Source organism: Nocardioides sp. Root122 (genome assembly GCF_001425025.1).
Lineage (GTDB): Bacteria > Actinomycetota > Actinomycetes > Propionibacteriales > Nocardioidaceae > Nocardioides.
This window is the reverse complement of sequence record NZ_LMDE01000010.1, coordinates 266,653-279,069: the sequence shown is the minus strand read 5'-3', so window position 1 is coordinate 279,069 and position 12,417 is coordinate 266,653. Positions and strand designations below refer to the sequence as shown.

The window sequence follows — 12,417 nt, the reverse complement described above, 5'->3', positions numbered from 1 at the left end:
GCGTCGTGCTCCTGATCCCTCAGCGCAGTCGGATGGAGCCGTCGGCCTCGAGGATCGTGCGTGGCGCAGCGCACGCGCCGCCGGCCGTGCACAGCACCAGCGCCCGCCGGCCGGTCTCCGACTGCCGCACCTCGTCCTGCTGACCGGCCCGGCGGGAGGAGTCGAGCAGGTGCGCCCAGCCGCCGCCGGGGACCGGGGCGCTCTGCACCAGGACGTCGTACTCCCCCAGCGGGAGGTACGGCGGCGCGTCGGGGGGCTCGTCCAGCGTCCGCGGCGCGCGGTCGAGGTCGTGCACGTCGCCGTCGGCGTCGACGCGCACGACCTCCCCGGACCTGAGCACGGCGGCGGCGCCCGGTCCCCAGGCCACGAACGCCTCGACTCCGGGCAGCTCGACGACGACGTCCTCGAGGTGGAGCTGCCCCTCGGCGTACCAGACCACGGGGAAGGGGTTGGCCTCCTGCCGGACCTCGCGTGGCGGCGGGCGACCGGCCCACCAGGCCCAGCCGGCCACGAGCACCGCGACGCCGGCCAGCCAGGCCACGCCGAGTCGCGCGCGGCGGCGACGTCGTAGGCCACGCGCCTGCTCGGCCCGCTCCAGCCACGGCTCGGGCGGGTCGGTCGGGTCCGCTGGACGTACGCCGTGGGGCGCGGCCTCACGGGGGCGGGTCGGCAGCCCGGTGCGCTCGCGCAGCTCGGCCCACAGGGTGACGTCGACGTCCTCGTCGCGGGTGCGGCGCGCCCACGAGCGACGGCTCGCCAGCAGCACCTGCGCGACGGCCAGGCGGGCGGCGTCGGGGGCGACGCCCTCCTCCTCCAGCCCGGCGACGAGGTCGGGCCAGCGCGCGGCGAGGTAGAGCGAGAAGTCCGATCCGTCGGCCATGGCCACCTCCCTGCGTGCTCCCGATGTGCTTCGGAGCCGGGCCGCCGACGGATCGGGTCAGGCGCTGAGCGACATCGGGCCGTAGACCTGGCGGTCGTGCTCGAAGAGCGTCACCGCGGCGACGCCGTGCTCGGCCAGGTCGGCCCAGATCTCCCCGACCCACGACTCGGCGTCGCCCTGGTTGCCGAAGCGCTGGTCGGAGTAGGCGGCCACCTCGACCGCCTCACCGGAGGCGTCCTCGAGGCGCCACCACCACGGTCGCTCGGAGGAGGACGGCGGGCGGAACGTCGGGGGCTGGCCGGGCAGCACTCAGGACTCCTTCACCGACGGGTCGACGAACGGTGGCTTCACCAGCTGGAAGATCTCGCGTCGGCCGCGGATGTCGACGCCGACCTGGGCGTCCTCGGCGACCATGACCGGGATCAGCGCCAGGCCGATGCCCTTCTTCAAGGTCGGCGAGAAGGTGCCGGAGGTGATGTCGGCGAGCGGGACGTCCTGGGTGAGCGTCACGCCCATGCCGGGACGCGGGATGCCGCGCCCGACCGCGACGAGCCCGCGCAGCCGACGCTTCGGGCCCTCCTCCTTCACCTTCACGACCGCGTCGCGGCCCCAGAAGGCGTCCTTCTTCCAGCCGACCGCCCACGACAGGCCCGCCTCGACCGGGTTGGTGTCGAGGCCGATGTCCTGGCCGTGCAGGGGGTAGCCCATCTCGGTGCGCAGCGTGTCGCGCGCGCCCAGCCCGCAGGCGGTGATGCCGTGCTCCTCGCCGGCGGCCATCAACGCGTCCCACAACCGTCCGGCCGCGGCGTTCGCGACGACCAGCTCGTAGCCACGCTCCCCGGTGTAGCCGGTGCGGCAGACCACGACACCGACCGTCTCACCGGACTCGGTGCCGAAGTCGGCCTCCACGAACGACATGTAGTCGTGCCCGGTCGGCAGGCCGACCTTGTCCAGCACCTCGTCGGAGCGGGTGCCCTGGACGGCGAGCACGGCGTAGTCGTCGTGGTGGTCGACGACCTTCACCCCCTCGGGCGCCTCGGCCTGGAGCCGGCGCACGACCTCGGCGGTGTTGGCGGCGTTGGGGATGAGCAGGACGTGCTCGTCGTCGTGCCAGTAGGCGATCAGGTCGTCGACGATGCCGCCGGACTCGTCGAGGCACAGCGTGTACTGGGCCTTGCCGGGCTCGATCTTCGCGAGCTCGTTGGACAGCGTCGCGTTGACGAGGTCGACGGCACCGGGACCCGACACCATGGCCTTGCCGAGGTGGCTCACGTCGAAGATCCCGACCGACTCGCGCACGGCGGTGTGCTCCTTGACGACGCCCGTGGCGTACTCGAGCGGCATCGACCAGCCACCGAACTCGGCGAACTTCGCGCCCAGAGCCTCATGACGGTCGTGGAGCGGCGACTGCTTGAGCGTTCCTGCCATGGTGCGAAACCTACCGCAGCCGTCCTCCGCGGCAGCCTCCCCTAACATGCGGCGGGTGACCTCGTACGCACTCCGTGCCGCCAGCCCCGCCAAGACCCGCGCCGACGCCGTCGTGGTGGGAGTGGTCGCCGGTGACAAGGGCCCCCGACTCTGCGATGCCGCGGAGGAGGTGGCGAAGGCCTACGGCCGCCGGCTCCGGCCGTTCCTGTCGACGATGGGCGTGACCGGCAAGCCGGGCGAGGCCGTCAAGGCGCCGACGCGCGAGGAGGTCAACGCACCCCTGCTGGTGTTCGTCGGTCTCGGTGACGACCCGGCCGACCCGGTCGCCGTACGTCGTGCCGCCGGTGTCGCGGCCCGCAGCGTCTCCAACGCCGCGTCGGTCGCGCTCGCCCTGCCCGCCGACACCCCCGAGCTGGTCTCGGCAGTCGTGGAGGGCCACCGCCTCGGCGGCTACGCGTTCACCGCCTACAAGTCGCAGATGCCCGAGCCCGACGCGCCCAACGACGTCGTCGTGCTCACCTCCATCGCCCGGCGGGCCGAGGCGGTCGCCGCCCTCGAGAGCGCCCAGGTCCTGGCCGACGCCGTGACCCTGTGCCGCGACTGGGTCAACACCCCGCCCGGCGACTGCACCCCGCCGCTGCTGGCCGACCTCGTCACCGCTGCCCACAAGGAGGTCACCAAGGGCCGTGGCGCGCCGAAGGTGACGCTCGAGGTCTTCGACCACGAGCAGCTCGCCGACATGGGCTGCGGCGGCATCCTCAGCGTGGGCAACTCATCGGCCGCGCCGTCGCGGCTGGCCAAGCTGACCTGGGCACCCAAGGACGCGGTCGCCCACCTCGCGCTGGTCGGCAAGGGCGTCACCTTCGACTCCGGCGGCCTCACCATCAAGCCGAGCTCGAGCATGATGAACATGAAGGGCGACATGGCCGGCGCGGCCAGTGTCGTCGCAGCCACGCTGGCCATCGCCCGGCTCGGCCTGCCCGTGAAGGTCACCGCGTTCGCGCCCATGGCGGAGAACATGGTGTCCGGCACCTCCACGCGTCCCGGTGACGTGATCACCATGCGCAACGGCACCACGGTCGAGATCGCCAACACCGACGCCGAGGGCCGGATGCTGCTCGGCGACGCCCTCGCCCTCGCGGTCGAGGAGGAGCCCGACGTCGTCGTCGACATCGCCACCCTCACCGGCCACATGCAGCTCGCGCTCGGCGACAAGGTCGGCGCCGTGATGGGCACCGACGACGAGGTCGACGCCGTGCTGGCGGCCGGCTCCGCCGCCGGCGAGCAGCACTGGCCGATGCCGATCCCCGAGGAGATGAAGGAGCGGATCACCAGCTCGAAGGTCGCCGACCTGCTCCAGCACGACTGGGTGCGGTGGGGCGGCGGCCTCTACGCCTCGGCGTTCCTGCGCGAGTTCACCGGCGGGCTGCCGTGGGCGCACCTCGACATCGCCGGCAAGGAGATCAACACGGGCGGCCCCTACGGACACGTCCCCTCGGGCGCCACCGGCTTCGGGGTCACCACCCTCGTCGAGCTCGCGCGGACGCTGTCCGCGGGCCAGCAGGTGCAGCGGGGCTAGTAGCCCCGCGCCTTGCGCTCCGCCTTCTGGCGGGCGTTGTAGTCGCGCATCCGCTGCGGCACGCCGACGACCGCGGCGTCGTAGGACGGAACGCGGTGCTTGTTGGCGAAGTCGTGCGCCCACCTCACGCTGGGCACACGGCGTCGCGTCCACTCCCCGTCGTGCGCGACGAGCAGGAGCGTGACGTCGCTGACCGCGGTCCGCGGCTCCACGAAGCCCTCCACGCCCTGCCGGGTCGCGACGAACTTCTCCAGGTGGCGCAAGTCCTCGCCGTCGGAGGCCCGGACGGTCGTGGAGCCGGTGCGCGCAGCATCACGCGCCGGACGTCGGGTGCGCCCCTTGCGCCGGAATCGGTCGAACATGCCCATGGTGACCATTCTGCCGGGGCGGGCCCCACGACACCGGGAGTCACGCCGATCCGGCTCGGGATCCGGTCAGATCCACTCGGATCGACTCGGGACGGCCCGGTGTGGACAGGCGCGCGAAGAGTGCAAGGATGGGCGGCGCCGGAGATCAGCCGGGCATCGGCTGAGCGAACGACGTGTGTGGAGGGATATCTGTGGCGGACGGTGAGTTCGACGTACTCGTCCTCGGGGCTGGTTCGGGCGGTTACGCCTGTGCCTTGCGAGCGGCCCAGCTGGGGCTGAGTGTCGGACTGGTCGAGAAGGGCAACCTGGGCGGCACCTGCCTCCACGTCGGGTGCATCCCGACCAAGGCGCTGCTCCACGCCGCAGAGGTCGCCGACTCCGCCCGCGAGGCCGCCCAGTTCGGCGTCACCGCCACCCTCGACGGCATCGACATGGCCGGTGTCAACGCCTACAAGGACAAGGTCGTCGACCGGCTCTTCAAGGGCCTGACCGGCCTGATCAAGTCCCGCGGCATCACCGTCATCCAGGGCAGCGGCACGCTGACGGGCCCACGCGAGGTGACCGTCGACGGCACGGCCTACACCGGCAAGGCGGTCGTGCTCGCCTCCGGCTCCTACAGCAAGAGCCTCCCCGGGCTGGAGGTCGACGGCGAGAAGGTGCTGACCTCGGAGCACGCCCTGCGCCTTGACCGCGTGCCCGCCTCGGCCATCGTGCTCGGCGGCGGCGTCATCGGCTGCGAGTTCGCCAGCGTGTGGAAGTCCTTCGGCTCCGACGTCACCATCGTCGAGGCCCTCCCGCGGCTGGTCGCCGCGGAGGACGAGGCCTCCTCCAAGGCGCTCGAGCGCGCCTTCCGCAAGCGCAAGATCGACTTCCGCACCGCCACGTCCTTCAAGAGCGTCAAGGTCACCGACACCGGCGTGGCCGTGACGGTCGAGGGCGCCAAGGACGGCGAGAGCGTGATCGAGGCCGAGGTGCTCCTGGTCGCCGTCGGCCGTGGGCCGTCGACCGACGGCCTGGGCTACGCCGAGCAGGGCGTCGCGATGGACCGCGGCTTCGTGCTCGCCGACGAGCGCTGCCGCACCAACGTCGAGGACGTCTACGCCGTCGGCGACATCGTGCCGGGCCTGCAGCTGGCCCACCGCGGCTTCCAGCAGGGCATCTTCGTGGCCGAGGAGATCGCCGGGCTCGACCCGCGCCCGGTCGACGAGTCCGGCATCCCGCGGGTGACCTACTCCCACCCCGAGATCGCCTCGGTCGGCCTCGACGAGGCCACCGCGCGCGAGCGGCACGGCGACGCGGTCACCACGGTGACCTACGACCTCGGCGGCAACGGCAAGAGCCAGATCCTGCAGACCCAGGGCTTCGTCAAGCTCGTCGGCCTGACCGACGGTCCCGTCCTCGGCGTCCACATGGTGGGCGACCGGGTCGGTGAGCTCATCGGCGAGGCCCAGCTGATCTACAACTGGGAGGCGCACGCCGACGACGTCGCCCCCCTGGTGCACGCGCACCCCACCCAGAACGAGGCGCTCGGCGAGGCCCACCTGGCCCTGGCCGGCAAGCCGCTCCACGCACACTCCTGACCCCCAGCTACCCACACCCAGCGAGCGAAGGAACATTCATGGCCTCCGAAGTCACCCTCCCCGCCCTCGGCGAGTCCGTCACCGAGGGCACCGTCACCCGCTGGCTCAAGCAGGTCGGTGACACGGTTGCCGTCGACGAGCCGCTGCTGGAGGTCTCGACCGACAAGGTCGACACCGAGATCCCCTCCCCGGTCGCCGGCACCCTGCTGGAGATCAAGGCCAACGAGGACGACACCGTCGAGGTCGGCGCGGTCCTGGCCGTCGTCGGCGAGGAGGGCGAGTCCGCCGGCGACGCGTCCGGCTCCGCCGAGCCCGAGGCGCAGCCCGCCGACGAGCAGGAGTCGGAGAAGAAGGCCGAGCAGGAGGAGCAGCACGCCGAGGAGACCGGTGACCTGCCGGCCGGCGACGCCACGCCCGAGTCCGAGAAGGACGACGCCCCGGCCGAGTCCGAGCCCGCCGCCGAGCAGGCCGCGAGCTCCTCGGAGGGCTCCCCCGGCGGCTCCTCCGGTGGTGGCGGCGGTGGCGGCACCTCGGTGACGCTCCCCGCGCTCGGCGAGTCGGTCACCGAGGGCACCGTGACGCGCTGGCTCAAGCAGGTCGGCGACGAGGTCGCCGTCGACGAGCCCCTGCTCGAGGTGTCGACCGACAAGGTCGACACCGAGATCCCCTCCCCGGTCGCGGGCACCCTGCTCGAGATCAAGGCCGAGGAGGACGAGACCGTCGAGGTCGGCGCCGAGCTCGCCGTCATCGGCTCCGGCGACGCCGCGCCCGCCCAGCAGGACACCCAGCAGCAGGCCCCCGCCGAGGAGAAGGCCCCCGAGCCGGAGCCCGAGCCGGAGCCGGAGCCGGAGCCCCAGCAGGCCGAGCAGCAGCCCGAGCCCGAGGCCAAGGGCGAGGCGCCCAACGCCCCCGCCCCGCAGGGCGAGCCCGAGCCGCAGCGCACCGACGCTGCCGCGCAGCAGCCGGCCCCGTCGGCGCCCGCCGCGAGCGAGGGCGGCCGGGACCAGACGGCGTACGTCACCCCGCTGGTGCGCAAGATGGCCGACCAGCACGGTGTGGACCTGGGCTCCGTGCAGGGCACGGGCGTCGGCGGCCGCATCCGCAAGCAGGACGTCCTCGACGCCGCTGCCGCGGCCCAGCAGGCGGCGGCTCCTGCCTCGGCACCTGCCGCCGCTCCGGCTGCTGCGGGCGCTCCCCCGGCTGCCGCCGCCCCGACCTCGGCCGCACCGTCGCCGCTGCGCGGCACCACCGAGCCGCTGTCGCGCCTGCGCAAGGTCATCGCCTCGCGCATGGTCGAGTCCCTGCAGGGGTCGGCTCAGCTGACCCAGGTGATGGAGGTCGACGTCACCGCGATCGCCCGCCAGCGCGAGGCGGCCAAGGCCGACTTCCTGGCGCGAGAGGGCGTGAAGCTGACCTACCTGCCGTTCTTCGCCAAGGCCGCGATCGACGCGCTCAAGCTGCACCCCAAGCTCAACGCCGCGATCGACGCCGAGAAGGGCGAGGTGACCTACTACGACCGCGAGAACATCGCGTTCGCGGTGGACACCGAGAAGGGGCTGCTCACGCCGGTCGTCAAGGACGCCGGTGACCTCTCGATCGCCGGTCTGGCCAAGAAGATCGCCGACGTGGCCGAGCGCACCCGCATCAACAAGATCACCCCGGACGAGCTGTCCGGCGGCACCTTCACGATCACCAACCTCGGCAGCTTCGGGGCCCTGTTCGACACCCCGATCATCAACAGCCCGCAGGTGGCGATCCTCGGTCCCGGTGCCGTGGTCAAGCGGCCCGTCGTGATCGACGACCCCAACCTCGGCGAGACGATCGCGGTGCGCCACATGGTGCACCTGTCGCTGACCTACGACCACCGCCTGGTCGACGGCGCCGACGCCGGCCGGTTCCTGCAGGAGGTCAAGAAGCGCCTCGAGGCCGGCCAGTTCGAGGTCTGAGCCCAGCCTCGGTCCGCCGACCGTCCGTCATACGACCCCGCGCCCATGGGTGCGGGGTCGTATGACGTTCGGGGGGCCGGGAGGCGTACGGCGAGGTGCCCCGCACCACACGAAAACCGGAGGCGGGGCGTCGGACCCGACGTCTACGGTGGGGACCACCGTGACTGCCACAGACCTCACCGCGCACACCTCCGCGGCACACATCGATCCGTCACCCGCTCCGCCTCCCGGACGGGTCCCGGTCGACTGGCACCGCGTCCGTCGTCCACTGACGATCCTCTGCCTCGCACTGGCGCTCGTCGGTGCGGTCGCCGCGTCCCTGGGCACGGTGGTCGCCGGCCGCCTGGCCGACTCACCGACGTCGGACCTGGTGACCACGCTCGCGCTGTGCGTCGTCGGCGGGGCCGTCGTCGACACCGCCGCGCGCACCATCTGGGGCGTGGTCGTCGACCGCGCCGAGGGCCAGCTGCGCGCCGACCTGATCGACGCCGCGATGGCGCAGCCCCTCTCCGAGCTCTCGGAGCAGGCCGTCGGTGAGGTGCTCGACCGCATCGACGACGACACGTGGGAGGTCGGCCAGCTGATGCGCTGGGGCGTGTGGATGGCGATCCGCACCGTCCTGTCCACCGGACCGCTGTGGCTCGTCGCCGGCCTGACGTGGTGGCCGTCCGCCGTCCTGTTCCCGCTGTGCGGGGTCGCGGTGTGGGTCTTCATCCGCCACCTGCTCCCCCAGATCGCCGAGCGCAAGGTGCTGGAGGAGGCCGCCTGGACCGACCACGCCGCCTCGACCGAGGAGGGCATCGCCGCCCGCGACGACGTCCGCACGTCCCTCGGCCAGCCCCACGTGCTCCGCCGCAACGCCGAGCTGGCCGCCGAGATCCACCGCCGCCTGCGCCGGGTGCTGGCCATCGAGGTCAGCGTCACCCGCCGCAGCGGCAGCCTGCTCCACGCCGTGCTGGCCGCCACCGGGCTGATCGGAATCGCGCTGGTCCTCCACGGCGACCTGTCCACCGCACGGCTCGTGACGCTGTTCCTCGTCACCACGATGTTCGTCGGCCAGGTCGACATGCTCGCGCGCCACCTGCCCGACCTGCAGGAGGGCATGGGCGCGGTGCTGCGCCTGCGGGGGATGCTCGCCGTCCCCGCCGAGCCCGTCGGCGGTGCGTCGCTGCCGCACGGTCCGCTCGACGTGGAGTTCCGTCACCTGGCCTTCTCCTACGGCACCGGCACCTTCGCCCTCCGCGACGTCGACCTGACCGTCGCCGCGGGGCACACCTGCGCGCTCGTCGGACGCACCGGCTCGGGCAAGTCGACGCTCGCCTCGCTGCTCTCCCGTGCGGTCGAGCCGCCGCGCGGCACGGTCTTCCTCGGCGGCACCGACGTCTGCGACCTCGACCTGCAGCAGCTGCGTGCCGCCGTCGGCGTGGTCACCCAGCGCACCGAGGTCCTCGCCGGCAGCCTGGCCGACAACATCACGCTCTTCGGGGGCGCGCCCCGCAGCCAGGTCGAGGCGGCCGTCGACGAGCTCGGCCTGACCGACTGGGTCGCCGGGTTGCCCGAGGGGCTCGACACCCTGCTCGGTCCCGGCGGCACCAGCCTCTCGGCCGGCGAGGAGCAGCTGGTGGCGTTCGCCCGCCTGCTGGTGCGCGACGTCAGCGTCGTCGTGCTCGACGAGGCCACCGCCCGGATGGACCCCGTCACCGAGGCACGCGTCGTGCGCGCCGCCGACCGACTGATCCGCGGCCGCACCGGCATCCTCGTCGCCCACCGTCTCTCCACCACCGAGCGCGCCGAGCAGGTGGCCGTGCTCGAGTCCGGCCGGGTCGTGCAGCAGGGCACCCGCGCGCACCTCGCCACGGCGGACGGACCGTTCCGTCGCCTGCTCGAGGCAACCGCCCACGAGGTCGCCGTCGAGGAGCACCACACCGACGCTGCGATCGGCACCGTGCGCCGCAGCACCACTGCCCCGCCGGCACCCCACGTCGAGCCGCCGCTCGGCCTGATGCGGCAGGTGTGGCACTGCATCCGGCTCAAGCCCGAGTGGGGCCTCCTCGGCGCCGTGCTGTTCCTCCTCGCCTCCATCACCGGCGCCTATGGCGCGGTCACCGGGTTCGTGTGGGGCCACGTCGTCACGGGTCTCCAGCGGGGCGAGACGCCGGGGCTGATGGCGCTCGCCCTGGTCGCCTCGCTGATGATCGGCCCGCTGCTGCTCTCGCAGGCGTTCTGGACCTACCCGCACTGGTGGGTCGAGGTCCGGATGCGCGTCCGGGCGGCGGTGCTCGCCGGTCAGACCGACCAGCACCGCCTCGTCCGTACGCCTCCGGGCGAGGTGGTGGCCCGCGCCATGGACGCCGACCGCATCGCGCGCTACACCGATCGCTGGGTCGACTTCGTCAACGGTCTGCTCGTCGCCGCCCTGACCGCGATGATCGCCGGAACGTGGCTGGCCGGCGCCGTGCTGCTCACGGTGATGGTCGCCTCCGCGCTGGCCTCCTCCCTCGGTCGCCGCGTCGCCGGCCGCTCGGCGGCTGCGTCGTCGTCGGCGCGTGCGCGGTTCGGGCAATCGCTGGTCTCCACGCTCGAGTCCATCCGCACCGTCAAGCTCGCCGCAGCCACGCCCCACCTCCACCGGCACCTCCGCGAGGTCGACGGCGGGCGTGTCGACGCCGCGGTGCGTGAGCACCGGGTGCAGTCGCTGCTGGACGGCGTCCCCGTCGTGATGGTCCAGTGCGGCGTGGTGGCGGCCTGGGCCGGCCTGCTCACGGGCCGGTGGGAGCTGGCCACCGCACTGCTCGTGGCCAACGCGGTCAGCGGCTTCGACTGGTTCGGCCGGGTCGCCGGCGCCGTCGTCACCGAGGCGCCGGGCACGCGCGCGTGGATGCACGCCACCAGCGCCCTGGCCGGCGGCGGCGACCTGATGGAGCTGCCCGGCGGCATGGACCTGGTGGCCGGCACCGCGTCGGCACCGGCCCGCCCCGAGCCCGACCCGCTGCGCACGCTCGCCCTGCGCGACCTCGCCGCGGTCCACGACGACGGCACCCTCGGCGTCCAGGAGGTCGACCTCGAGGTCCGCGCGGGCGAGCTGCTCCTCCTGCTCGGCCAGGTCGGGTCGGGGAAGTCCAGCCTGCTCGGCGCCCTCGCCGGGCTGGTCAGCACGACCGGCGAGATCCGGTGGAACGACCACCTCGTCGACGACGCGCAGTCCGACCTGCGTCCCGCCCGGGTGGCCCACGTCGCCCAGGTGCCGCGCGTGCTGTCGGGCAGCTTCACCGGCAACGTCGGGCTCGACCACCCGACGCGACCGGTGATGCCCTCGCTCGAGGCCGCGCGCATGGGTCGCGACGTCCGCGAGGCCGGCGGTCCCGACTCGCTGGTGGGGCACCGCGGCGTACGCCTCTCCGGCGGCCAGGTGCAGCGGCTCGCCCTGGCGAGGGCCCTCGCCACCGAGGCCGACGTTCTGCTCGCCGACGACGTGTCGTCCGCGCTCGACGCGGCCACCGAGATCGAGCTGTGGGAGGCCCTGCGCTCGCGGGGCGCCACCGTGATCGGCGCGACGAGCAAGGCCGCCGCGCTCGCCCAGGCCGACCGGGTCGTCGTGCTCGACGCGGGTCGGGTGGTCGACCAGGGGCCGTGGGACGAGCTGTCCTCGCGGTGGGGCCACCTGGCCGGCTGACCCGTCCCCACGCCTCCCCACCCCGTCGGCGTCGTGCTGCTTGGTGCGCATGGTTGGGTGGTCCCATGCGTGTCGTGATTGCCGGAGCGTCGGGTTTCCTCGGCACCCACCTGACCGAGCACCTCCGGGTGCACGGCCACGAGGTCACCGCGCTCGTGCGCCGCGACCCGGCCTCGGCCCAGGAGTCGCGGTGGGACCCGCGTGCCGGGGAGGTCGACGCCGAGGTGGTCGGCCGTGCCGACGCCGTGGTCAACCTGGCCGGGGCGAGCATCGCCGGCAACCCGCACTCCGACAGGTGGGCAACCGAGGTGCGCGAGAGCCGGGTGTCGACGACCGGCCTGCTCGCCCGCACCATCGCCGCCGCGGAGCGGCCACCGGCGTTCATCGCCGGCAACGGCATCGGCTGGTACGGCGACCACGGCAGCGCCCCGGTCACCGAGGACTCCGACAGCCTCGGCGACGCGTTCCTCACCGGAGTCACCCGCGAATGGGCCGCCGCGACCGAGCCGGCGCGCGAGGCAGGCGCCCGCGTGTGCATCCTGCGCACCGCCCCGGTGATGGACCGCACCTCGCCGCCGCTCAAGCAGCTGAGGCTGCTGTTCAAGGCCGGATTGGGTGCGCGGCTGGGCTCGGGCGAGCAGTACTTCCCGATGATCTCGCTGCGCGACTGGATCGGTGCGGTGAGCTACCTGCTGGTGTCGCGCGACGTCAGCGGGGCGTTCAACCTGTGCTGCCCGACGACGCCCACCAACGCGGAGTTCACCCACGCGCTGGCCAAGGCCGTGGGCCGCAAGGCGTTCCTCGCCGCCCCGGCGCCGGTGCTCAAGGTCGCCGCGGGCGACCTGGCCTCCGAGCTGCTCGGCTCGGTCAACGCGCGCCCGGCGGCTCTCGAGCGGGCGGGCTACGACTTCGAGGACGAGGACGTCCGCGAGGTGCTGGCCTCCGCGCTGGCCTGACCGGCGC

At 73.4% G+C, this 12,417-nt stretch carries 9 protein-coding genes; 5 read left to right on the top strand and 4 right to left on the bottom strand.

The features are described 5' to 3' along the window. Nucleotides 1–19: 19 nt before the first annotated feature. From ASC64_RS10475 to gcvT, 3 genes are read right to left on the bottom strand one after another with little or no spacing between them, the layout of a single operon-like run. The gene (locus tag ASC64_RS10475; protein WP_056907481.1) at nucleotides 20–880 is read right to left on the bottom strand and encodes a hypothetical protein; all 861 of its coding nucleotides are present in this window, start codon (nucleotides 878–880) and stop codon (nucleotides 20–22) included. Between the two features lie 57 nt (nucleotides 881–937). Next, nucleotides 938–1,189: a hypothetical protein gene (locus ASC64_RS10470; protein WP_235563659.1), complete on the bottom strand. Its 252-nt coding sequence runs from the start codon at nucleotides 1,187–1,189 to the stop codon at nucleotides 938–940. Continuing rightward, nucleotides 1,190–2,308 carry a glycine cleavage system aminomethyltransferase GcvT gene (gene gcvT, locus ASC64_RS10465; RefSeq protein WP_056907480.1) on the bottom strand — a complete coding sequence of 373 codons (1,119 nt, stop codon included), beginning with the start codon at nucleotides 2,306–2,308 and terminating at the stop codon, nucleotides 1,190–1,192. A 55-nt stretch (nucleotides 2,309–2,363) separates the two neighbouring features. On the opposite strand from gcvT, the gene ASC64_RS10460 reads away from it, so the two are divergent. After that, nucleotides 2,364–3,887: a leucyl aminopeptidase gene (locus tag ASC64_RS10460; RefSeq protein WP_056907880.1), complete on the top strand. Its 1,524-nt coding sequence runs from the start codon at nucleotides 2,364–2,366 to the stop codon at nucleotides 3,885–3,887. Here ASC64_RS10460 and ASC64_RS10455 read toward each other — a convergent pair. After that, a complete protein-coding gene (locus tag ASC64_RS10455; protein WP_056907879.1) occupies nucleotides 3,884–4,255 on the bottom strand; it encodes a hypothetical protein in 372 nt (123 codons plus the stop codon). The two genes, ASC64_RS10460 and ASC64_RS10455, sit on opposite strands and share 4 nt — an antisense overlap. Before the next feature lie 173 nt (nucleotides 4,256–4,428). Here ASC64_RS10455 and lpdA point away from each other — a divergent pair, with 173 nt between their 5' ends. The 4 genes from lpdA (at nucleotide 4,429) to ASC64_RS10435 (ending at nucleotide 12,410) form a co-directional block, all read left to right on the top strand. Continuing rightward, nucleotides 4,429–5,835: a dihydrolipoyl dehydrogenase gene (gene lpdA, locus ASC64_RS10450; RefSeq protein ID WP_442937945.1), complete on the top strand. Its 1,407-nt coding sequence runs from the start codon at nucleotides 4,429–4,431 to the stop codon at nucleotides 5,833–5,835. Nucleotides 5,836–5,873: 38 nt separating this feature from the next. Beyond that, the gene (sucB, locus tag ASC64_RS10445; RefSeq protein ID WP_056907479.1) at nucleotides 5,874–7,781 is read left to right on the top strand and encodes a 2-oxoglutarate dehydrogenase, E2 component, dihydrolipoamide succinyltransferase; all 1,908 of its coding nucleotides are present in this window, start codon (nucleotides 5,874–5,876) and stop codon (nucleotides 7,779–7,781) included. A 160-nt stretch (nucleotides 7,782–7,941) separates the two neighbouring features. Further along, complete coding sequence (locus ASC64_RS10440; protein ID WP_056907877.1) at nucleotides 7,942–11,454, top strand: ATP-binding cassette domain-containing protein; 3,513 nt, start codon at nucleotides 7,942–7,944, stop codon at nucleotides 11,452–11,454. Between the two features lie 65 nt (nucleotides 11,455–11,519). Beyond that, nucleotides 11,520–12,410, top strand: a complete 891-nt coding sequence (locus ASC64_RS10435; protein WP_056907478.1) for a TIGR01777 family oxidoreductase — start codon at nucleotides 11,520–11,522, stop codon at nucleotides 12,408–12,410. Nucleotides 12,411–12,417: the final 7 nt, after the last annotated feature.

Bases quoted from the DNA above. Each gene is read 5' to 3' on its own strand.
- ASC64_RS10475 (WP_056907481.1), bottom strand. From the start codon at position 880: ATGGCCGACGGATCGGACTTCTCGCTCTACCTCGCCGCGCGCTGGCCC.
- ASC64_RS10455 (WP_056907879.1), bottom strand. From the start codon at position 4,255: ATGGGCATGTTCGACCGATTCCGGCGCAAGGGGCGCACCCGACGTCCG.
- gcvT (WP_056907480.1), bottom strand. From the start codon at position 2,308: ATGGCAGGAACGCTCAAGCAGTCGCCGCTCCACGACCGTCATGAGGCT.
- ASC64_RS10435 (WP_056907478.1), top strand. From the start codon at position 11,520: ATGCGTGTCGTGATTGCCGGAGCGTCGGGTTTCCTCGGCACCCACCTG.
- sucB (WP_056907479.1), top strand. From the start codon at position 5,874: ATGGCCTCCGAAGTCACCCTCCCCGCCCTCGGCGAGTCCGTCACCGAG.